18 protein-coding genes are annotated in these 20,579 nt (G+C 68.6%); 9 read left to right on the forward strand and 9 right to left on the reverse strand.

The window, feature by feature from the left end:
- Positions 1-332: 332 nt before the first annotated feature.
- The 6 genes from C5B91_RS11870 to C5B91_RS11895 all read right to left on the reverse strand — a co-directional run bounded on the left by C5B91_RS11870 (position 333) and on the right by C5B91_RS11895 (position 7,435).
- Positions 333-938 carry a hypothetical protein gene (locus C5B91_RS11870; RefSeq protein ID WP_008095110.1) on the reverse strand — a complete coding sequence of 202 codons (606 nt, stop codon included), beginning with the start codon at positions 936-938 and terminating at the stop codon, positions 333-335.
- Positions 939-1,010: 72 nt separating this feature from the next.
- Positions 1,011-1,277: a hypothetical protein gene (locus C5B91_RS11875; RefSeq protein WP_049967802.1), complete on the reverse strand. Its 267-nt coding sequence runs from the start codon at positions 1,275-1,277 to the stop codon at positions 1,011-1,013.
- A gap of 127 nt (positions 1,278-1,404) precedes the next feature.
- Positions 1,405-2,541 carry an alanine--glyoxylate aminotransferase family protein gene (locus tag C5B91_RS11880; RefSeq protein ID WP_008095115.1) on the reverse strand — a complete coding sequence of 379 codons (1,137 nt, stop codon included), beginning with the start codon at positions 2,539-2,541 and terminating at the stop codon, positions 1,405-1,407.
- Positions 2,542-2,736: 195 nt separating this feature from the next.
- Positions 2,737-5,883 carry an FAD-binding and (Fe-S)-binding domain-containing protein gene (locus tag C5B91_RS11885; RefSeq protein WP_115819365.1) on the reverse strand — a complete coding sequence of 1,049 codons (3,147 nt, stop codon included), beginning with the start codon at positions 5,881-5,883 and terminating at the stop codon, positions 2,737-2,739.
- A 133-nt stretch (positions 5,884-6,016) separates the two neighbouring features.
- A complete protein-coding gene (locus C5B91_RS11890; RefSeq protein ID WP_115819366.1) occupies positions 6,017-6,829 on the reverse strand; it encodes a hypothetical protein in 813 nt (270 codons plus the stop codon).
- Positions 6,830-6,859: 30 nt separating this feature from the next.
- A complete protein-coding gene (locus tag C5B91_RS11895; RefSeq protein WP_049967799.1) occupies positions 6,860-7,435 on the reverse strand; it encodes a flavodoxin domain-containing protein in 576 nt (191 codons plus the stop codon).
- 180 nt (positions 7,436-7,615) lie between these two features.
- Between C5B91_RS11895 and thiE the strand changes: the two genes are divergently transcribed.
- The 4 genes from thiE (at position 7,616) to C5B91_RS11915 (ending at position 10,872) form a co-directional block, all read left to right on the forward strand.
- Complete coding sequence (gene thiE, locus C5B91_RS11900; RefSeq protein WP_181950686.1) at positions 7,616-8,248, forward strand: thiamine phosphate synthase; 633 nt, start codon at positions 7,616-7,618, stop codon at positions 8,246-8,248.
- Positions 8,245-9,141 carry a hydroxyethylthiazole kinase gene (thiM, locus tag C5B91_RS11905; RefSeq protein WP_181950685.1) on the forward strand — a complete coding sequence of 299 codons (897 nt, stop codon included), beginning with the start codon at positions 8,245-8,247 and terminating at the stop codon, positions 9,139-9,141. Before thiE ends, thiM begins: the two co-directional genes overlap by 4 nt.
- Entirely contained in the window at positions 9,142-9,999 is an 858-nt protein-coding gene (gene thiD, locus C5B91_RS11910) for a bifunctional hydroxymethylpyrimidine kinase/phosphomethylpyrimidine kinase (RefSeq protein ID WP_008095128.1), read from the forward strand.
- Between the two features lie 75 nt (positions 10,000-10,074).
- On the forward strand, positions 10,075-10,872 hold the full coding sequence (locus tag C5B91_RS11915) for an HpcH/HpaI aldolase/citrate lyase family protein (protein ID WP_008095130.1): 798 nt from the start codon (positions 10,075-10,077) through the stop codon (positions 10,870-10,872).
- 9 nt (positions 10,873-10,881) lie between these two features.
- On the opposite strand, the gene C5B91_RS11920 is transcribed toward C5B91_RS11915, so the two are convergent.
- Together C5B91_RS11920 and C5B91_RS11925 are read right to left on the reverse strand one after the other, a co-directional pair.
- Complete coding sequence (locus tag C5B91_RS11920; protein WP_115819367.1) at positions 10,882-11,628, reverse strand: class I SAM-dependent methyltransferase; 747 nt, start codon at positions 11,626-11,628, stop codon at positions 10,882-10,884.
- 31 nt (positions 11,629-11,659) lie between these two features.
- Positions 11,660-12,544, reverse strand: coding sequence for an aldo/keto reductase (locus C5B91_RS11925; RefSeq protein ID WP_008095133.1), 885 nt, complete (start codon positions 12,542-12,544; stop codon positions 11,660-11,662).
- Positions 12,545-12,690: 146 nt separating this feature from the next.
- Between C5B91_RS11925 and C5B91_RS11930 the strand changes: the two genes are divergently transcribed.
- From C5B91_RS11930 to C5B91_RS11940, 3 genes are all read left to right on the forward strand, one after another.
- Positions 12,691-13,680 carry a ring-cleaving dioxygenase gene (locus C5B91_RS11930; RefSeq protein WP_049967796.1) on the forward strand — a complete coding sequence of 330 codons (990 nt, stop codon included), beginning with the start codon at positions 12,691-12,693 and terminating at the stop codon, positions 13,678-13,680.
- A gap of 153 nt (positions 13,681-13,833) precedes the next feature.
- Positions 13,834-14,946, forward strand: coding sequence for an alanine--glyoxylate aminotransferase family protein (locus tag C5B91_RS11935; RefSeq protein WP_049968582.1), 1,113 nt, complete (start codon positions 13,834-13,836; stop codon positions 14,944-14,946).
- A 19-nt stretch (positions 14,947-14,965) separates the two neighbouring features.
- Complete coding sequence (locus tag C5B91_RS11940) at positions 14,966-15,337, forward strand: tautomerase family protein (RefSeq protein WP_049967795.1); 372 nt, start codon at positions 14,966-14,968, stop codon at positions 15,335-15,337.
- On the opposite strand, the gene C5B91_RS11945 is transcribed toward C5B91_RS11940, so the two are convergent.
- The gene (locus C5B91_RS11945) at positions 15,298-17,184 is read right to left on the reverse strand and encodes a PAS domain S-box protein (protein ID WP_115819368.1); all 1,887 of its coding nucleotides are present in this window, start codon (positions 17,182-17,184) and stop codon (positions 15,298-15,300) included. The genes C5B91_RS11940 and C5B91_RS11945 overlap by 40 nt on opposite strands.
- A gap of 125 nt (positions 17,185-17,309) precedes the next feature.
- Here C5B91_RS11945 and C5B91_RS11950 point away from each other — a divergent pair, with 125 nt between their 5' ends.
- Together C5B91_RS11950 and C5B91_RS11955 are read left to right on the forward strand one after the other, a co-directional pair.
- On the forward strand, positions 17,310-18,668 hold the full coding sequence (locus tag C5B91_RS11950) for an NRAMP family divalent metal transporter (protein WP_115819369.1): 1,359 nt from the start codon (positions 17,310-17,312) through the stop codon (positions 18,666-18,668).
- Between the two features lie 72 nt (positions 18,669-18,740).
- Positions 18,741-20,354: a lipopolysaccharide biosynthesis protein gene (locus C5B91_RS11955; protein ID WP_049967793.1), complete on the forward strand. Its 1,614-nt coding sequence runs from the start codon at positions 18,741-18,743 to the stop codon at positions 20,352-20,354.
- Positions 20,355-20,579 lie beyond the last annotated feature (225 nt).

The following is a 20,579-nucleotide window of genomic DNA, read 5'->3' on the forward strand; positions in this document are numbered from 1 at the left end:
AATCCGACATAATCTTCTACAAGCCATGTTCGACGCTCAGAATGGATGTTTTAAGTAGTGTCAATTCGTATTATCGAGTAACCGAGGCGGCCTGCCCGCCCTCTTAATCGGACAATATCGGAATTCCCTGATTTCACGCAGAAGGCACCCCCTTCTGTACGGGAACTCGGGGTGCAGTCAGAAAAAGTATCTCTGAATCCCATGCCGGGATAGGAGTAACGGCTGGTTGGCACAGCCAGTAGTTGTCCACGTCGGGCGACTACAAACCGTAAACATCCCAACTCAGCGCCCCGGTGCCGTGGGAATCTTCGCCCTTCAGAGCGGGGAGGATGTCAAGCCACGTCGCGCTGTTCCGTGTACGTCAGGGTCCGGTCGTCGGTCTCGATGGTCGTCTGGACCGTAATCCAGCCGTCGGCCTGCCGGACCGCGAACGCCTCGGAGTACGAGAGTTTGACGCGCTTCGTCGTCGTGTAGGACTCGCCGGCCGCGAGGCCGCCGACCGCTTGGGACCCGCGCCAGACCTCGTCGTCCGGGTCGGTGCTGTTGCCGACGAAGATGCGACTGTAGACGGTGACGCCGGAACTATCGGCGTCCTGCTGGTTGGTTATCGTGCTCGTCACGTCGCGGCACGTCTGGCCGCACTTCTCGATGTTGTCGACGACGACGCCGAACGGCGGCACCGATTCGCTTTCGGCCGCGTCGCCGTCTCCGTCGTCGCTACTGCTGTCTCCGCTCTCGCTGTCACTACTTCCGCTGTCGCTGCTACCGCTATCGCCGCTATCGCCGTCGTCGGGCGGCGCGGTCGTCTGCGTGGGGAACGGTTCGTCTGAGTCGGCGTCGTCGTCGGAGAACGGTCCGATTCCGGTCACGAACGCGGCCGAGACGCCGGCCGTGAGGAGGACCAGAACTGTCGCGGCGACGAGGAGTGTTCGTCTCATAACTGAATTGAAACTTCGTCTTGGACGGCTGTCGTTCAGCTCAGTTGCCGGCTACCTTCGGGTCGCACTTAGTTACGCACCCGAAAAGTCGTCGGCGAGGTCGCTTAGCGAGCCCCCAAGCGACCCGTCGAGGGCCCCGTTCAGGAAGTCGCTAACGAGGTCGTGGATGTCCGAGACGAACTCCGGGGCCGGTCCGGGGAGTTCGCCGGGCGGCCCCTGCTGGCCGGCCTCGGGGCCCGATTGCTGTGCGTTCTCGCTCGGTGCGGCCGCGGCGAGGCCCGCGGTCGCGGCGAGAGCCGCGAGCGAGACGCCGACGAGAGTGAGTCTGCGTCGGTTCATGGTGAATCGCTTCGGTCGCCACTCGCGGAGCGACGCTCATGAATACGGGACACCGTGGCGGGCGTTTTGCGTCGGTTTCGCCGAGTTTCGCCGCGGTTCACATCGAATTGCCGCCGGTTCGGGGTCGCTACTGGCGCAACTGCTCGCGCATGGCGGCGAAGCCGGCCTCGGGGTCCACGTCCGCGCCCTGCGCCTCCAGCGCCTCCCCGAGTGCGGTCAGGAGGAACGAGACGTTCTCCGGCCGCGCCGAGTGGCCCATACAGCCGACGCGGAAGATGTCGCCCGCGAGCGCGCCGAGGCCGCCGGCGATTTCGAGGTCGTAGTGGTCGAGGACGTAGTCGATGGCCGCGCCCGCGTCGACGCCGTCGGGGACGAGCACCGCGTTGAGGCTCGGCAGCCAGTACTCGTCTTCGGGGTTGAGGCCGAGGCCCATCGCCTCGACGCCGGCTTTCAGCGCGCCCGCGACCCGGCGGTGGCGCGCCCACCGCTCTTCGATGCCCTCCTCGGCGACCAGACGGAGCGCCTCGCGGATGGCGTAGACGTTGGTGATGGGCGCGGTGTGGTGGTACGAGCGGTCGTCGCCCCAGTAGCCCTCCAAGAGCGACAGGTCGAGGTACCACGAGCGGGGCGACTTCTCCCGCGAGAGCACCTTGTCCATCGCGCGGTCGTTGAGCGTCAGCGGGCTCGCGCCCGGCGGGCACGACAGGCACTTCTGCGGCCCGGAGTAGGCCACGTCGATGCCCCAGTCGTCGACTTCGAGTTCGACCCCGCCCAGCGAGGTGACGGTGTCGGCGACGACGAGCGCGTCGTGGTCGTGGGCGATGCTCGTCAGTTCGGGCACGCCCGGCTGTTTCACGCCCGTCGAGGTCTCGGCGTGGACGAACCCGAACACGTCCGGCTGGTGTTCGTCGAAGGCATCCTGCACGTCCGCGGGGTCGAGCGGCTCGCCCCACGGCGCGTCCACGTGGACGACCTCGCCGCCGGCGCGCTCGGCCATCGACTCCATGCGTCCGCCGAAGTAACCGTTCGTCGGGACGAGCATCGTGTCACCCGGTTCGACGAGGTTGCCGATGGCCGCCTCCATCGACGCCGACCCGGTCCCCGAGACCGGAATCGTCCACTTGTTGTCGGTGCGGAACGCGTAGCGCATGAGCTCCTGCACCTCGTTCATGATGTCGATAAACGACGGGTCGAGGTGGCCGACGAGCGGCGTGGACATCGCGCGGAGCACGCGCGGGTGGACGTCGCTCGGGCCGGGGCCCATCAGCGTGCGATTCGGCGGGCTGAGTTCGCCGACATCGGGTGCATCGGACATGGTCTGACTGCACGTGCCACGCAAACGGGCAAAAGGGATGTGATTGCGGAACGCTGTGAAGTGGGACTGACTCCGACAGGCCCCGACTCGCCTATCCGACCCGTGGAACTCCGGCCGGCCGGTCGAGTGCTTCGCGTAGCCCGCTCACCCCGACAGCGCCTGCGCGACCTTCTCTATCGGGTGCGGCGGTCGCCGCGCCGCGTCGTCCCTGTCTTCCAGTTGCGTCCGACACGACGCGCCGGGGGCGACCACCTCGTCGCCCGGGCTCTCGTCCACCTGTTCGAACAGGATGTCACCGATTGCCTTCGAGAGGTCGTAGTGTTCGGCCTCGTAGCCGAAGCTCCCGGCCATGCCGCAACAACTCGAATCGAGGGGGTCGACCTCGTAGCCGACCCGCCGGAGGACGCCCACCGCGTGGTGGTCCTTGTTCAGCGCCTTCTGGTTGCAGTGGCCGTGGTAGGTGAGCGAGCCGAGCGCGCCGCCGTCGGCGACCGCGGAGGCGACGGTTCCGGCCGCGTCGCCGTCGGACGAGCGGCCGCGAATCGGAAGCCCCTCGGCCAGCCGATAGGTGTCGAGGAACTCCATGACGCCGTAGGCGGCCGCCGCGACCGGGGCGACCGCGTCGTCCGGCAGGAGGTCGGCGTACTCGTCTTGGAACATCACCGCGTCGGAGGGCTCGACGAAGACGACCGACCAGCCGTTTTCGACCGACGGGCGGAGCGTCTCGACGTTGTGTCCCGCGCGCCGCCGCGCGAGGTCGAGGAAGCCGCCGGAGTAGGCGGCGCGACCGCTCGGCTCGATCCCTTCCGCGAGGCGGACGTGGACCCCGGCCGCCTCAAGCACCCGCACCGCCGCCTTCCCGATTTCGGGCGTGACGTAGTTCGTGTAGGTGTCGGGAAACAGGAGGACGCGGTGGTCGGCTTCGGACGCCGGCACGCGGGGTCGTCGCGCGTCCATCCACGATTCGAGCGTGTCGCGGGTGAACGACGGGAGCGCTCGGTCGGGGGCGATGCCCGCGAGTCGCTCCATCGCGGCCCGCGCGCCCGGTAGCTCGGCCGCCCAGTTCGAGACGGGTGCGAGGGCGCTGCCGACGCCCGCCAACCGGTCGATGTGGGCGAACAGGCGCTCGCGGAGCGACGCGCCCGCCTCTGTGTGGTGGGCGTGTTTCACCTCGGCTTTGAGCTTCGCCAGGTCGACGCCGGTCGGGCAGTCGTTCTGACAGCCCTTACAGCCGACGCAGAGCCCGAGGACCTCCTCTTGGAACCGGTCTGAGTGAATCTCGTCTTCCGGGAGGTCGCCGCTGATTGCGGCGCGGAGCATGTTGGCCCGACCGCGGGTCGTCTCGGCTTCGTCCTTCGAGGCGCGGTAGGTCGGACACATCGTCTCCGACCCGGTCTGCCGACAGGTGCCGCAGCCGTTGCAGAGTTCGACGAGGTGGGAGAAGCCGCTCTCGTCCGAGAAGTCCAGCGTCGTCGCGGGCTCGATGGACTGGTAGGCCGCGCCGTACCGGAGGTTCTCGCGCATGTCCGCGCCGACGCCGCGGTCGCCCTCCGGACCCGGGTCGGAGGGACCGTCCCGATAGACGACGTTCCCGGGGTTCATGCGCCAGTCGGGGTCGAACGCCGTTTTCAGCTCCTTGAACGCGCCCCAGAGTTCGGGGCCGTACATCTTGGGATTCCACTCGGTCCGGGCCATCCCGTCGCCGTGTTCGCCCGAGAAGGCTCCGCGATGGTCCAACACGAGGTCGGTTACGTCGTCGGTGATGGCGCGCATCGTCTCGATGCCCGCGCCGTCTTTCAGGTTCAGAATCGGGCGGATGTGGAGCGTCCCCGCGCCGGCGTGGGCGAAGTACGCGGCCGACGTGCCGTGGTCTTCCAGCACTTCCTCGAACGACTGGACGTACTCCGCGAGTTCCTCGGGCGGGACGCTCGCGTCCTCGATGAACGGGTACGGTTTCGGGTCGCCCGGAAGCGACATGAGAAGCGGAATCGCCGCCTTACGGAGCTTCCAGAGGTCCGCCTGCGCCTCGGGCGTGTACGCCTCGATGGCCTCGAACGCGCCGCCGTCGGCGTCGCCACCGGCCTCGGTGTCGCCGTCTCGCAGGAAGTGGTCGTTCGCCTCGCGAATCACCGCCTCGAAGTCGTCGTGCAGTTCGGAGTCGAACTCCAGCATCAGCGTCGCCGCCGTCCCGTCAGGAATCTCCTCGACGTACTGCGCGTACTCGCTGGACTCGGCGGCCATCCGAAGCACCTCGTCGTCCATGAGCTCGACCGCGCTGGCGTCGAAGTCGAGGGCGTCGGGGACCGCCGCCATCGCCTCCACGAGGTCGTCGTAGGCGTAGAGGACGAGCGCCGTCTCCTCGGGGACCGTCACGAGAGACACGGTGGCCTCGACGACGACGCCGAGGGTGCCCTCCGCGCCGACGAACAGTTTGGAGAGGTTGATGACCGTCTCGCCGTCGTCGGTCTCGGAGACGACCTTGTGGAGGTTGTAGCCCGACACCGACCGCTTGAGGCTCGGATACCGCCGCTCGATTTCCCCCTCGTGTTCCTCGACGAGGCCGAGGACGGTCCGGTAGATGTCGGCTTCGCGGTCGTCTTTGCCGACGATGCGGTCCCACTCGTCGCTCCCGACGACCACGTCGCGGGTGTGGACGACCGACCCGTCGTCGAGGACGACCCGTAACTCCTCGGTGTAGGCGTCGGTGATGCCGTAGCGGACCGAGTGCGCGCCCGTGGAGTTGTTGCCGATGCCGCCGCCGACGGTCGCCCGGTTCGAGGAGGCGGGGTCCGGCGCGAACTTCAGTCCGTGGTCGGCGAGGCGGTCGTCGAGGTCGTCCTGCACCACGCCGGGTTGGACCCGCGCCCGCCGCGCGTCGGGGTCCACGCAGACGATTTCGTCCATGTACTTCGAGCAGTCGATGACGACGCAACCGGGGCCGACGGTCTGTCCCGCCAGCGACGACCCAGCCCCGCGCGGGAGGACGGGAACGTCGTGCTCGGCCGCCGTCCGCACCGCGGCGCGCACGTCGTCCTCGTCGCGGGGGACGACCACCCCCGCCGGGCGCGCTCGGTAAATCGACCCGTCGGTTGCGTACAGCACCTGCGCGTACTCGTCGAAGCGCACCTCGCCGGAGACGACTTCCCGGAGGTCGGCGGCGAGGTCGGCGTGCTCGGCTACGTCGACCACGTCGTAGTCGCGCGACTCCTGAAACCGCCGGAAGTCGCCTCGTTCCTCGTCGTCCGTCTCCGCCACGATGCGGGTCGCCCGCGAAGGGCCGTCGCCAGACATTATCACGTATAATCGTGCAGGATAGCAAAAACCTGTGTGTGACTCGCCATGTTTGCCAGAAGCGGTAGTCGTTCGCGGCGGACCGGCTTCGTCGCGCGCGGGACGAGTGTGCTGAGCCGGGTGAGAACCCGTCCTACTGCGGCGGATTCCGGAGGTAGTTCCCGACGCCGGTTCGCAGTTCGCCGTCGGCGACAACCCAGCCCTGGCGGTCCGCTGGGAGGTCGTAGGCGGCGACGTGGTCGACGTACTCGTTGTAGTTCCAGCCGCCGACCCACCACGAGTTCGCGCCGCGGAGTTCGACGCTCACCGAGACGTTCGTCGTCTCGGGGCCGTCGTACTGGACGAACAGCATCGACTCGTAGTCGTAACACCGGGTGTCGTCGCTGTTGCTCGGCCAGTCACACGGGACGAGCCGGGCGTTCTCGCGCGGTTCGAACAGCGGTTCGGTCCCCTCGGGCGCGAGCGTGTCGATGGACTGGTTCACCCGCACGTCGGCGCTGAGGTCTATGGCGTCGTGTTCGACGCGGAGCGTGTCGGAGTCGTTCCGACTGTACTCGCTCGCCGGAATCGGCTCCCAGCGGACGAGCCGGTCGTTCTCGACGACCGCCCGGTAGTACGTTGGGTCGGCGGGAAGCTCGTCGGCCCGGAGGCGGAGCATCGGGCCGTACTCCGTCTCGACCACGTCGTACGCCCAGCCCGTCGGAAGCAGGTACTCGCGGGACTCGACGGCCTCACCGACGACCGAGGAGCCGTCGCTGACGGGTAGCGGCACGAGGACCGTCACGTTCGAAATCGGCTCGTCGGCCGAGACGCGGACGCTGTAGTCGTACTGGCTCCCGTAGGAGTCGAGGGACGAAAGCCGGCCGAACGCCCAGAGCCCGCCGGCCGCGACCGCGACCACGACGAGCGCGGCGACGACGACGATGCCGAGTGTGCGGAAATTCATCGAAATCACCGGGCAGGTCAGACCGCCCGCTCAGACCGCCGCACCTCCCGCGGCGGTGCCCGCGGTCGACTCCACGAACTCGGCGAAGTCGGCGGCGAACGACTCGACTTCGTCCCAGTCGGTGTACTCGTAGTCGCGGGAGGCGTCCGTGTCGCCGGTCGCCCCCTTGGCGATGCGCTTCATCATCATCCGGGTGAGAAAGCCGTACTCCGAGTACCGAAGCGCCCCGCCGAACGCGGCCATCCGCTCCGGGTGCCAGCCGCTCTCTTCGACGAACTCGTCGAGGTACGTCGCGACCTCGGCGCGGGCGTCCTCGTCGTCGAGCGCCGACGACAGCGACACCTGGAAGAACCCGTTGGGCCGCGCCTCGATATCGTCGCGGTGCTCGCGGACGAACTCGTAGACCGGTTTCGAGTGCGCGCCCACGTGAATCGACGACCCGACGAGCACCGCGTCGGCGTCGGCGAGCGCCTCGCTAACGTCCGAATCGGCGACCGAGGCGGTCCTCGCGTCGTGCCCGTGCGCCGCCAGCGCCTCGGCGATGCGCCCGGCTATCTTCTCGGTCTGTCCCTCTTTGCTCCCGTACGCGACGAGTATCGTCCCCATACAGCTCACCGCATACCTGTTGGTTCGCGCACAGCATAACCCCACACACAGCCTCTCACCCCCCGAGAACCGACCGCGACCCGATTCGACGCGAAGCCGGCCGAGTCGACTCCGACCCGCGAGGAGGAACTATTTTGCCCGTCGCTACATCACTCCAGAATACAACTCATGAATACCTCGATGGGAACCTATCTAGTGACGCAGTCGGACCGCTCCGGCGGGCGGTCGACGCCGGACGTGGTGCAGGCCGCGGTCGACGGCGGCGTCGACGTCGTTCAACTCCGGGAGAAGCACGCGAGCGCCCGCGACCGCTACGAGGTCGGTCGCGAGGTTCGGGCCGTGACGGCCGACGCGGGCGTCCCCCTCGTCGTCAACGACCGGGTCGACATCGCGGCGGCCATCGACGCCGACGGCGTCCACCTCGGCGACGACGACGTGCCCGTCTCGGTCGCGCGCGAACAGCTCGGCGACGACGCCATCGTCGGCCGGTCGGTCTCGACCGTCACGGGCGCGAGAACCGCCGAGGAGGCCGGTGCGGACTACCTCGGTGTCGGCGCGGTGTTCGCCACGGACACGAAGGACACCGACCCCGAGCAGTCCGAAATCGGGACCGAGCGGGTGTCGGCCATCGCGGACGCCGTCTCGATTCCGTTCGTCGGCATCGGCGGCGTCACGCCCGACAACGCCGCCGACGTGGTCGCCGCCGGGGCCGACGGCGTCGCGGTCGTCTCGGCTATCACCGCCGCGGACGACCCCACCGACGCGACTCGCCATCTCGCCGACTCGGTCGCCGCCGGGAGGGACCGCCGATGAGCGGACGCGACGACGCGGACGGCGCGGGTGGACCGGGCGGTTCGGGCGACGCGAACGACGTGGGCGGCGTCCCCGACGTGGCGCTGGACGAGGCGCTCGCCGCCGTCGCGGGCGAGCAACCGCTCATCAACTCGGTCACGAACGACGTGACTGTCAACGACGTGGCGAACATCACGCTCTACTGGGGCGGCCTGCCGGTCATGTCCGACGACGAGCGCGAAGTCGGCGACATGGTCGGCATCGCCGACGGCTGTCTGCTCAACATGGGGACCGTGAGCGAGTCCGGCGAGGAGACGATGCTGACCGCCGGCCGCGCCGCGAACGAGGCCGGCGTCCCCCTCGTCGTCGACCCCGTCGGCGTCGGTGCGACCCCGACGCGCGACCGGGTCGCGGACCGCCTCGTCACCGACCTCGACGTTGACGTGCTCAACGGCAACTACGGGGAGATATCCGCGCTCGTCGGCGACGACGCCGAGGTCCGCGGGGTCGAGTCGGTCGGGGAGTACGCCGAAATCGCCGCCGCGGCCGTCGAGTGCGCCCGGAAGACCGGCGCGGTCGTCGTCGCCTCCGGCGAGACCGACATCGTCGCCACCGAGGAGGCCGCCTTCGAGGTCGACGCCGGCCACTCGATGATGGGCGCGGTCGTCGGAACCGGCTGTATGCTCGGCGTGACGCTCGCCGTGTTCGAGGCCGCGCTCGACGACCCGCTTTCGGCGGCGCTCTCCGGGACCGCAGCCTACGGGCTCGCGGGCGAACTCGCCGCCGAGGGCGCGTTCGGCGACTACCGCGGCCCGGCGAGCTACAAAATCGCCTTCCTCGACGCGGTCGCCGGACTCGCGGACGCCTCGACGCCAGACATCGCCGACCGAATCGACCGCATCGAGGTCCGATAGATGCCGGGGGCCGCCCCCGACCCGCGGACGCCGCCGTACGTCCTCACCATCGCCTCCAGCGACTCCGGCGGCGGCGCGGGCATCCAAGCGGACCTGAAGACGATGACTCGGCTCGGCGTCTACGGCGGGTCGGTCATCGTGGCCGCGACGGCCCAGAACACCCGCGGCGTCGAGGGCTCGCACGTCCTCCCGACCGAGTCGATTCGCGCCCAGTACGAGGCCGTCGCCGACGACTTCGACATCGCCGCCGTCAAACTCGGGATGCTGGCGACCGTCGAGGCGGTCGAGACGGTCGCCGACTGCCTCGCCGACTACGACGGCCCGGTCGTCCTCGACCCCGTGATGGTCGCCACCTCCGGCGACCGACTGCTGGACGAAGACGCCGTCGACGCCTACGACGCCCTGTTCGCGCGGGCGACGCTCGCGACCCCGAACGCCGACGAGGCCGAGGCGCTGACGGGCGTGTTCCCCGACTCGCCGGCAGCCGTCTCCGAGGCCGCCGACTGGTTCTTCGACCGGGGCGCCGACGCCGTGCTCCTGAAGGGCGGCCACGTCGCCACCGACGACGACACCGTGGTGGACACGCTCGTCACGCCGACGGAGACGACGACGTTCGTCAATCCGCGCATCGACGCGACGGCGACTCACGGCTCCGGCTGTACGCTTTCGAGCGCCGTCGCCGCCCGCCTCGCCCGCGGCGACAACCTCGCCGACGCCGTCCGGCACGGTATCGAGTTCACGCGCGCAACCCTCGCCGAACCGGCCGACGTGGGTGAGGGTGCGGGGAGCGTGAACCACCTCGTCGGCGTCGGCGACGGCTGGACCCCCGACACGGACGCGCCCGACGGCGACGACTGACCGCCGGTCGCGCCGGCACTCGTCCGAGGTGCTCGCGGCACGCGCCTTTTTCCAGATACGTGTTGTATCACGAACATGGCAGAGAAAGCAGCCGCGAACGCGCTTCGTGCCCGAATCGAGAGTGGCGGCGTCGCGCTCGGCGTCCTCGACAACACCTACAGCCCGACGCTCGTGGAGTTCTACGGCGAGCTCGGCCTCGACTTCGTGTGGCTCGACCTCGAACACGGCGGGCCGAGTCCGCTCGACTCGGGCGCGATGGAGGACCTCCTCCGCGCGGCGGAACGAACCGGCATCGAGCCGCTGGTCCGGCTCCCGACGACGGACCCGGAGTTCGTCCGGAAAGCCCTCGACCTCGGCGTCAGGAACGTCTTCCTCCCGCGCGTGGAGTCGGCCGAGGAGGTCCGCGAGGCGGTTCGGTCGGCCCGATTCACCTACGGCGACGGCCCCGGCGACCGCGGCCTCGCGTCGCCGCGCGCCCGCCGGTGGGGGCTCGCCGACGACTATGTCGCGAGCGAGGACCGCGAGACCCTCGTCGGTGTGACCATCGAGACCGCCGAGTCGCTTTCGGACCTCGACGCGATTCTCGACGTGCCCGAACTGGGCTTCGTCTTCATCGGCCCGTTCGACCTCTCGGTGTCGCTCGGCCACCCCGGAGAGATAGACCACCCCGACGTGCAGGAGGCCGTCGAGCGAGTTCGCTCGGCCGCGGTCGAAGCCGGCGTCCCCGTCGGCGGCCTCGGCTTCGACATGGACGACGTGAACGAGAAGGCGGAAAACGGCTATCGGCTCATCAACCTCGGCAGCACCACCGGCGCGCTCAAGGGTGTCGTCGACGGCTGGTTCGACGCCGCGACGTTCGACCGCGAGGGGTAGCGCCCGCGCCTATCGAGTCGCGTCCGACCCCGAGTCGGACAACCGCATCGCCACGCTGTACATCTCGCCCGCGGACTCCGATTCGACCGCGTCGGCGACGCGCTCGGCCTCGTCGGCGAGCCACTTCCCCATCTCGCCGGGGACTTCAGCCGCCAGCGAGGTCGCCACCGACGCGTGCGCCTCGACGTGGCTCGCGGACCACGGCACCGGGTCGAGCAGGGTCAGTTCGCGGTCGAAGCGCCAGCCGCACCCCGAAAACAGCGCCCTGAGCGCGTCGGCCGGATAGAACGTCAGCGCGGGCCGCCCGCGGGCCAACTGACTCGCCGCGTTTTCGAGCGCGAACAGCTCTCGAACCGCGGCGTCGTCGGGGAGCGGTTCGTAGTCGTCGAGGACGAGGTGACAGCCGGGCGCGGCGACCCGCGTTAGCTCGCTCGCGACGGCGGCGAGCGACGCGGGACCGACGAGGTTGAACAGCCCGTGAGTGGTGACGACATCGACCGCGTCGTCGGCGAGCGGGAGGCTCCGGACGTCGGCCTCCAGCACCGCGGTTCTCGCTCGCTCCGTCGGCGACGGAGTCACGCGGTCGCGGACGATTGCCGCGTGTTCCGGGTCGTTCGTGACGGCGTAGACGCGCTCCGCGCCCGCGTCGAGGAGTCCGGCGGTAGTGTTGCCGGTCCCCGCGCCGGCCTCCAGACAGACCGCGCCGCGGACCGGACGGTCGTCGAGGGCGGCCGTGACGGTCGTGGGAACGTCCATCGCGGGAATCGAGGGTAGAGCCGTTCGCTCGCTAGTGGTGCAATTGCTCCGGAACCGGGCTCTCGTCGTGCCGGAGGCGCTCGATGAGAGACCGCTGGGCCGTCTCGTCCATGCCGTTGTACCGCGTCGCGGCGTCGAGGACCATCGCCACGAGCTTCGGGTCGCCCGGCGTGACGACGCTCGTGAGGCCCTGGGCGGCCGCGAAGTCGAACCGCTCCGCGATTTCGCCCGGGGTGTCGACCGGCTCGTACCAGTTGGGGAACGGCCGGTCGGCCTCGGGTAGTTCGTCGGTGTCGGGCCACGGCCCGCGGGCGAACGCCTTGATTCCGAGGGTGCCGATTCCGGCCTCCTCGGCCGCCTCGAAGACGCCCGCGTAGTCGTGTTCGTCGTCGTCCTTGCCGACGACGACGGGGTTCAGCGGGAACATCAGCGTTTCGAGGTCGTCGATGCGGTCGATGGCGTCGCGGATGAGCCCCGGATTCCCGTGACTCGTCAGGCCGATGTGGCCGATTTTCCCCTCGTCTTTCGCCTCGCGGAAGGCCGCGAGCGCCCCGTCGTCCGCCGTGATTTCGTCCAGTTCGGACTCGTATTCGAGGCCGTGGACCTGATAGAGGTCGATGTAGTCGACGCCGAGGCGGTCGAACGAGCGGTCGAGCTTCCGCTTTGCGCCCTCGTAGCCCCGCTCTTGGGTCTTGCAGCCGAGGAAGATGTCCTCGCGGTGCTGGCGGAGCTTCGGCCCCAGCTTGAGTTCCGCGTCGCCGTAGGTCGGAGCCACGTCGAAGTGGTTGACGCCCTTCGAGAGGACGTGTTCGACCATCTGGTTCGCGCCCTCCTGTTCGAGCCAGTTGAGCGCGATAGCGCCGAACGTCGCGATACTACTCTCGTGGCCGGTGTCGCCGAGTGCGCGGGTTTGCATACGTCGAACGTCACCGTCGACGGACAAAAACGTGTGTCTCGACAACTAAACTGCCGTCTCTGCGTCCGCGACGCGATAGCGTCACCGCGACCCGGTAACACTCGCGTCAGCGGATACTCAAGTCCTTGCGGCCCGTAGCACCGTCCATGGCAGAACCCACGCCCACACCCGGCATTCACCACGTCACCTGCATCGCGGGCGACCCGCAGCAGAACCTCGACTTCTGGGTCGAGACGCTCGGGCTCCGCCTCGCCAAGCGCTCCATCAATCAGGACGACCCCAGCACGTACCACTTCTTCTTCACGGACGCGGAGGGGACGCCCGGCACGAGCATGACGTTCTTCCCGTGGGAGAACCTCTCGCAGGGGAAGGTCGGCACCGGGCAGGTCTCCCGGACCGCGTTCCGCGTGCCCGAGGGGAGTCTCGACTACTGGGAGGAGCGATTCGACGAGTACGGCGTCGACTACGACGAGCGAGTCGAGCGATTCGGCGAGACGGTCCTCCCCTTCAGCGACCCCGACGGCCTCCCGGTCGAACTGGTCGAAGTCGAAATTCCCGACGACGACCCGACCGTCCCGTGGACCGAGTTCGTCCCCGAGGAGGCCGCGATTCGCGGCTTCCACTCCGTGACGCTCTGGTTGGCCGACCCCCAGCCCACCGAAGACCTCCTCGAAACGATGGGCTTCGAGCGCGTCGGCACCGAGGAAGCGCAGGGCGACACCCCCGGCGACGAGCGGACGCGGTTCGCCGCGACCGGGAGCGTCGGGACGTACGTGGACGTGTTGCCGACCATCGAGAGCAGTCGACAGGGCCTCGGCACGGTCCACCACGTCGCCTTCCAAACGCCGACCGACGAGGACCAAGAGGCGATGCGCAAGGCCGTCCAGTCGAAGGGTCTGCGCCCGACCGCACAGATCAACCGCCACTGGTTCCGGTCGGTCTACTTCCGCGAGTTCGGCGGCGTGCTGTTCGAACTCGCCACGAGCGGGCCGGGCTACACCGCCGACGAACCCCTCGAGGACCTCGGCGGCCGCCTCGTCCTTCCCGGCGAGTTCGAAGGCCGGCGCGAGCAGATAGAGGCCGGACTGACCGACGTGACGGTCCCGCGGGCCGAGTCCGCCGAGGCCGACGACTAACCCTCGGAATCACCTCGCCCCGGAGCAGTGTTCCGCCCGTCGACGCCGCCCGTTTTGCCCCGTGTTAGCACCCCGTGAGCCACCGCGACGAGTGTCGCAATCACAAGTACCATCATCGCCCGCGACGCAGTGGTCCGTACTTAGGTGGATGACGTGACGGAAAAACGCGAATACACGGACGACTATCAGGACAAGACGCTGTACATCCCCGGTCCGACCGAGGTGCGCGAGGACGTCATCGAGGAGATGTGCCAGCCGATGTTCGGTCACCGGATGGACCGCATGACCGACCTCTATACGACCATCGTCGAGGACACGAAGGAGTTCCTCGGCACGGACAACGACCTGATGATTCTCACGGGGTCGGGCACCGAAATCTGGGAGTCGTCGACGCTCAACCTCGTCGACGAGAACATCCTCGTGCCGACCTGCGGGAGCTTCAGCGAGCGCCACGCGAACGTCGCGGAGCGCCTCGGCAAGAACGTCGACCGCATCGAGTACGAGTGGGGCCAGGCCATCAAGCCCGAGGACATCCGCGAGGCGCTGGAGTCCAGCGACAAGCACTACGACGTGGTCGCCACCGTGATGAACGAGAGTTCGACCGGCATCCGCAACCCCATCGAGGAAATCGGCGACGTGGTCGCCGAGTACCCCGATACCTACTTCGTCGTCGACGCGGTGTCCGCTCTCGGCGGCGACTACGTCGACATCGACGAGCACAACATCGACGTCATCTTCGCCTCGTCGCAGAAGGCGTTCGCCATGCCGCCGGGACTGGCCATCTGCACCGTCAGCGACGACGCCTACGAACGCGAACTGTCGAAGGACTCGGCGTCGTGGTACGGCGGCTTCCAGCGCGCCCTCGACTACTACGACCGTAAGGGCCAGACCCACTCCACCCCCGCGATTCCCATCATGCTCGCGTACCGCAAGCAGATGAAGTACATGCTCGAAGAGGGCCACGAGGGCCGCGACCAGCGCCACCGCGAGATGGCCGAGTACACCCGCGACTGGGCCTACGAGCACTTCGACATGTTCCCCGAGGAGGGCTACGAGTCCCAGACCGTCGCCTGCATCGAGAACACGCAGGGAATCGACGTCGCCGCCACCATCGAGGAGGTCTCCGAGAAGTACGACATGGCCTTCTCGAACGGCTACGGCTCCGCGCTCGGCGAGAAGACGTTCCGCATCGGCCACATGGGCGAACACGACGTGGAGTCCATCAAGGCGCTGACCGACGCCATCGAAGACGTGGCCGGCCTGTAACGGCCGCGGCTCACCCCAGATGCCGCACCTACAGTTCGACCTCGACTTCGAGGTCACGGAGCGAGAGGCGAACCAGTTCGCCACCGAGCTGGCCGAGTTGTACGCCGAGCGAATGGACGCCGACACCGACTACGCCGCCGTCACCGTCCGCGAAGTCAAGACGATTCATCTCGGCCGGGCGACCGACGAGAAGACAGTCGTACTGCAGGCCGATATCCGGGCGGGTCGGTCGGCGGACCGGAAGCGCGAACTCGCCCTCGCGGTCATCGACGCCGTCGCAGAGCGGTTCGGCGTGCCGGAGTCGAACCAGAAGGTCGTCTTCACCGAACACGAGGGGAGGCAGATGATGGGCTACGACCGCGTCGGCGACGACTGGTCCGAGCCGTCCTGACCCTCGTCGGCGGTCCGGAGTTCGACCGCGAAGACGGACCCGCAGGGGTCGTTGTCTTCGACCCACACGTCGCCGCCGTACGTTTCGACGAGCGACTGCACGAGATACAGTCCGAGGCCGGTTCCCCGACTCTCCAGTCCCTTTTCGTCCTTGGCGAAAATCGCTTCTTTCCGCTCGTCCGACACTCCCCGCCCGTCGTCGGCGACGCGGACGACGACGCGGTCTCCTCTCTCGGTCTCCGAGACGGAGATGTCGACAGTCGGTTCGTCTTTGTCGGTGTGCTGGACGGCGTTCGTGAGGAGGTTCCGAAAGACGGACCCGAGCATGTCGTCGGCGAGCACCGCGACCGCGGGTATCTCTGAGTTGACCGTCACGGTCGCGTCCGGGGCCATATCCCGGAGCGACGCGAGTTCGGATTCGAGCACGGGTCGGAGCGGGACCCGCTCGTTTTCGACGCCCCGACCGCCCATCATCTCGGCCATGTCTCGCGCCGTCTCCGTTAGTTCGACCGCGTGGTTGGCGCGCTTCCGAACGATTTCGACGTACTCCCGCGCCTCGTTGTCGTCGTCGTCGACGCGCTCGGCGAGCAGTTCCGCGTAGGCGGTCACCAACTGCAGGTCGTTGCGAACGTCGTGGCGGACGACCTGATTCAGCACCTCGAGTTCGTCGCGTTGCGTTTCGAGGAGGCGGTTCTGCTCGCGGAGTTCCGCCTCGTAGCGCTTCCGCGTCGTGATGTCGCGGGCGACGCTCAGCACGACCGTCTCCCCGCGGTAGGTCACGAGGCTCGAACTGATTTCGACGGGGAACTCCCGGCCGTTTTTCGCCCGATGGACCGTCTCGAACACCTGCGTTCCGTCCGTCGGCATCTGGGAGATGAGCGCCGAAGCCTCCTCGTCGCTGAGTCCCGCGTCGATGTCGTGGACTGTCATCGAGAGCAGTTCGTCCCGGGAGTAGCCGAGCAGTTCCACCGCGGTCTCGTTCACCGCGAGGATGTGGCTGTCGATGTCGATGACCCAGACGGTGTCGTTCATCCCGTCGATGAGCTCTTGGTACTCCTCGCGGGCGCGCTTCAGTTTCTGCTCTCGCTCTCGTCGGTCGGTGATGTCCCTCGACACGGCGATGACGCCGACGACCTCGTCGGTCACTCGAAACGGCGCGAAGCGGTAGCTCAGCGTCCGCGATTCGCCGTCAGGGGTGACGAGTTCGGTCTCGCCTTCGAGGCAGTCTACCTCGCCGTCCAAGAGTTGCTGATACGGGTCACCCGTGCGCTCCTCGCGAATCCTCTCGACGAGCAGGCTTCGCTCGCCTTCGAGTTCGGCGGGCGTCGCCCCGTAGAACCCGGCGAGGTAGTCGCTCACGAGTACGAACCGACCGTCGCGGTCGTACAGGCACGCGCCCTCCAGTATCTGTTCGAAGACGCGCTCGTAGACGAGCGACGGGTCGACCGCCCGGCGGCCGGTCGCCGCGACCGCCCGCTCGACTCGGACGGCCAACTCGTCGTACCCCTCCGAGCCTCGCGCCCGGACGTAGTCGGTGACGCCGGCATCGAGGGCGTCGCTCGCCGTCACCTCGTGTTCCCCGTCGGCGACGACGAGAAACGGAAGTTCCACGTCCCGCTTCCGAATCGCGGTGAGGAAGCCGAGCGCGTCCGTCTCCCCGGCGTCGACCCCCGAGACGACACAGTCGAAGTCGGCGTCTTCGAGCAGGTCCAGCGCTCCGGTCGCGGTTCGAACCGTCTCGACCTCGAACTGCGCCTCCCGCCGGCGAACGGCTTCGGCGACCGCCGCCGTGACCCCCAAGCTGGCGACGACGAGAAGTTCTACCGCTCCGCTACCTCCATCGCTCATTACATAGGTCACTCAGGTGCGGCAAATAAAAGGTAGCGTGCCGACCCACCGCGGTTCCGAAATAATTACTCGGTTGTAACACCCAGTAGCAACACTTTTGTGACGACCGCCGAGACCACGACGGCATGAACGAACCAAGACTCGACGTATCGGCGGTAACGGGCGGCAATTGGCGGGGATATCTCTCGGAGATGGGCCCGTCGTGGGTCGCGGGCGCGGTCGCGGCGGGGCCGGCGACGATGGCGACCGTGCTCACGGCCGGCGCGACGTTCGGCTACGCGATGCTGTGGGTCGTGGTGCTCTCGGCGGTCCTCGGCGCGTCGGCGCAGTACCTGTCGATGCGACTCGGCCTGCTCACGGAGGACGGTCTCATTGCCGTGGTCGAACGGGAGTTGGGCGACGGCTGGGCGTGGGTGCTCGTCGCCGACGCGGTGCTGGCCGCGGGGCTGGCCCAACTGGTCATCATGAAGGGTCTGGCTGACGTGAGCGCGACGATAACCGGCGTCGACGCCCGGGTCTGGGGCGTCGCGTGGGCGGTCGTCCTCGCGGCCGGGCTGGCCGGGCGGGGCTACCGCTTCGTCGAACTCCTCGCGAAGGGGCTCGTCGCGGCCGTCGTCGTCGCGTTCCTCGCGTCGCTGTTTTTCGTCCCCATCGACCCGGCGGCCGCGGTCGGCGGGTTCGTGCCGCGCATCCCGGCCGGGGTCGACGGCGCGCTCGTCGCCGCCGGCATCCTCGGCGGCGCGGTCCACATCACGCTCATCACGATGCACTCGTACACGATGCGCGCCCGCGGCTGGACGACCCGCGACTACGGGCTGGCGACGTTCGACGTGGGCGCGTCGATGCTCGTCGCCTTCGGCATCTACAGCCTCGCCATCTTCGTCGTCGCGGCGGGCGTCCTCCACACCCCCGAGGTGGCCGCGAGCGACCTCTCGGCGGTGACGGCCGCGCAGGCGCTCGGCCCGCTGGCGGGCGCGAACGCCAAGTGGCTGTTCCTCCTCGGCCTCTTGGGCGCGGCCGTCTCCACGCTCGGCGGCAACACCGTCGTCCCGCCGTATCTCGTCGCCGACAAACTGGGCTGGGGGACGGACCTCTCCGACGGTCGGTACCGCGCGCTCCTCGCGGGCGTGGCGCTGTTCTCCGGCGTTGGCGCGTTCCTCGGCGGCGCGTTCTTCCCGCTTCTCGTGTTGGTGCTGGCGTTCGGGCTCGTCGGCACGCCCTTCGCCATCGCCGTCGTGCTCGTCCTGCTCAACAGCGACGCGGTCGCGGAGCCGAACTCGACGCTCGCCAACCTCGGCGGCGTCGTCCTGCTGGCCGTGACGACCGTCCTCGCCGCGAACTTCGTCCGCTCGCGGGCGCTGTCCGACCTCGGCGACCCGCTTTCGGTGTTCGTCGTCGCCTTCGCCGCGGCGATGGGGGCGGCGACGCTCGGACTGCTCGGCAAGTTCGTCCGCGAGACCGTCGGGCGACCGACCGCGGCCTGAGCGGCAGGCGCTCACTCGCGGGGGGAATCAAGCGACTTATTTTCGACCCCGACAAGCGACAGAGACGCGACAGTGCCCTCCGAAACAGCCGCGGACGATACTCTCGACGGCGTCGTCCCCGACGACGATGTCCCTGACAGCGACATCTCTGACGACGAACGCGAGGCGCTCTTGACCATCGGCCACGGCGCGGTCGTCGCCTCCGGCGGACAGTCGCTCCAGCGGGCGCTGACGACGGCGACCGAGTACGCGCTCGCACAGGGGTTCGGCCCGGTCGTCTACGGCGTCTACGCGTTCGCGTGGCGAGTCTCCCAGCTCTTGTTCCGTCTCGTGAACTTCGGGTCGGTCCCGACGCTCCAGCGGTACCTCTCCGCACACGACGACGACCCCGCGCGTCAGGGACGAGTGGTGGGGCTGGCGTATCTGACGACGCTCATCGTCGGTCTCGGATTCGCCGGCGGGTTGGTCCTCGCGAGCGGGCGGCTCAACGCCGCGACCGTCTCGCACCCTGACTTCCCGCCGACGATACACCTGTTCGCGGCGCTGGTTATCCTCGTCGGCTTGGTGCAGGTCCACGCGGGAATCCTCAGGGCCGTGCAGTCGGCCCGCGGCGAGGCGCTTTTCAACCGCATCCTCCGCCCGGCGGTCAGGCTGGTGGGGGCCGTCGGCGCGATGGCGCTCGGGTACTCGCTCGTCGGCGTCGCCGGCGCGTTCGTCGTCGGCATGGCCGTGCTCGTCTTGGTGGGCTTTCCGATGGCCGTCTCGGCGAGCGGTATCCGACCCGGTCTTCGCGGCGTGCGCTCCGAGGCCCGGCGGTTCTACAACCACTCCGCGCCCATCGCGCTGAGCAGCCTCGGGAAGGTGTTCCAGAACCGCGTCGACGTGATGCTCGTGGGGTTCCTCCTGACGGCGAAGGCGGCGGGCGTCTACAACGTCGTACTCGTGTTGGTGACGCTGGCGTGGATTCCGCTCCTCTCGTTCAACATGCTCCTGCCGCCGGTCGCGTCGGCGCTCTACGCCGACGACGAGATGGAAACGCTCAACGCGGTGTACACGGCGGTGACGCGGCTCATCGTCACCTGCGTCGTTCCGATACTGGTCGTGCTCACGGTGTACGGGCGGTCGATTCTCTCCGTGTTCGGCCCGAACTTCACGGCGGGCTACGTCCCACTCGTGGTCTACCTCGGCGGCGTCTTAGTCGGGAGCGCCGTCGGCGCGACGGGGTGGCTGCTCATGATGACCGACCACCAGTACGCCCGGATGGCGCTCGACTGGCTGCTCGCCGTGCTGAACACGCTCCTCACGTTCGCGTTCGTCCGGGCGTTCGGCTTGTCGGGCGCGGCGCTCGGAACGGCCGTCGCCATCGCCGTCCAGAACTCGATTCAGGTCGTCCTCCTGCGGCGCTTCGAGGGGCTGTGGCCCTTCGACGCGACGTTTTTCAAGCCGCTCGGCGCGGGCGTCGCGGCGGCCGGTGTCATGTTCTTCGTCCGCGAGGCGTTGGGCGGGGCCGGTGCGGTCGTCGTCGCCACCGGCGCGACGCTGGGCGCGGCGACGTACGTGGTCGCGCTCGTCGCGCTCGGCGTCAACGACCGCGACCGACTCGTGGTGACGGCGTTGGCCGCCCGGTACCGCCGGGCGATACGCGCGGCACTCGGTGAACGGTCCGGCACGTTCGGGGACCGATAGCGGCTGCTCGCGGGGCTTCGGATTCGCCACACTCGCGAGTTGGACCGACGACTGGCGACTGACGGCTGACGAGCGTCGACGAAGTCTCTCACCGAGAGAAGGTGTCGCCCAGAACACTAACGGCCGGTCTCATCCCGAGGCGGCGTGCCGCGTCGACCGGGAAACCCTCGTGCCGGGCGGTCCGTCTTTCGGGCGCGGACGTTCCGAAGTACGCCGGCGTCTGCC

This window comes from Haloferax sp. Atlit-10N, assembly GCF_003586325.1.
Classification (GTDB): domain Archaea; phylum Halobacteriota; class Halobacteria; order Halobacteriales; family Haloferacaceae; genus Haloferax; species Haloferax prahovense.

Excerpts from the sequence above, each read along its gene's own strand:
- C5B91_RS11940 (WP_049967795.1), top strand. The coding sequence starts at position 14,966 with ATGCCGCACCTACAGTTCGACCTCGACTTCGAGGTCACGGAGCGAGAG.
- C5B91_RS11920 (WP_115819367.1), bottom strand. The coding sequence starts at position 11,628 with ATGGACGTTCCCACGACCGTCACGGCCGCCCTCGACGACCGTCCGGTC.
- C5B91_RS11930 (WP_049967796.1), top strand. The coding sequence starts at position 12,691 with ATGGCAGAACCCACGCCCACACCCGGCATTCACCACGTCACCTGCATC.
- C5B91_RS11870 (WP_008095110.1), bottom strand. The coding sequence starts at position 938 with ATGAGACGAACACTCCTCGTCGCCGCGACAGTTCTGGTCCTCCTCACG.
- C5B91_RS11885 (WP_115819365.1), bottom strand. The coding sequence starts at position 5,883 with ATGTCTGGCGACGGCCCTTCGCGGGCGACCCGCATCGTGGCGGAGACG.
- C5B91_RS11875 (WP_049967802.1), bottom strand. The coding sequence starts at position 1,277 with ATGAACCGACGCAGACTCACTCTCGTCGGCGTCTCGCTCGCGGCTCTC.
- C5B91_RS11925 (WP_008095133.1), bottom strand. The coding sequence starts at position 12,544 with ATGCAAACCCGCGCACTCGGCGACACCGGCCACGAGAGTAGTATCGCG.
- C5B91_RS11895 (WP_049967799.1), bottom strand. The coding sequence starts at position 7,435 with ATGGGGACGATACTCGTCGCGTACGGGAGCAAAGAGGGACAGACCGAG.
- C5B91_RS11890 (WP_115819366.1), bottom strand. The coding sequence starts at position 6,829 with ATGAATTTCCGCACACTCGGCATCGTCGTCGTCGCCGCGCTCGTCGTG.
- thiM (WP_181950685.1), top strand. The coding sequence starts at position 8,245 with ATGAGCGGACGCGACGACGCGGACGGCGCGGGTGGACCGGGCGGTTCG.
- C5B91_RS11945 (WP_115819368.1), bottom strand. The coding sequence starts at position 17,184 with ATGAGCGATGGAGGTAGCGGAGCGGTAGAACTTCTCGTCGTCGCCAGC.
- C5B91_RS11880 (WP_008095115.1), bottom strand. The coding sequence starts at position 2,541 with ATGGGCCCCGGCCCGAGCGACGTCCACCCGCGCGTGCTCCGCGCGATG.
- C5B91_RS11915 (WP_008095130.1), top strand. The coding sequence starts at position 10,075 with ATGGCAGAGAAAGCAGCCGCGAACGCGCTTCGTGCCCGAATCGAGAGT.
- thiD (WP_008095128.1), top strand. The coding sequence starts at position 9,142 with ATGCCGGGGGCCGCCCCCGACCCGCGGACGCCGCCGTACGTCCTCACC.
- thiE (WP_181950686.1), top strand. The coding sequence starts at position 7,616 with ATGGGAACCTATCTAGTGACGCAGTCGGACCGCTCCGGCGGGCGGTCG.
- C5B91_RS11950 (WP_115819369.1), top strand. The coding sequence starts at position 17,310 with ATGAACGAACCAAGACTCGACGTATCGGCGGTAACGGGCGGCAATTGG.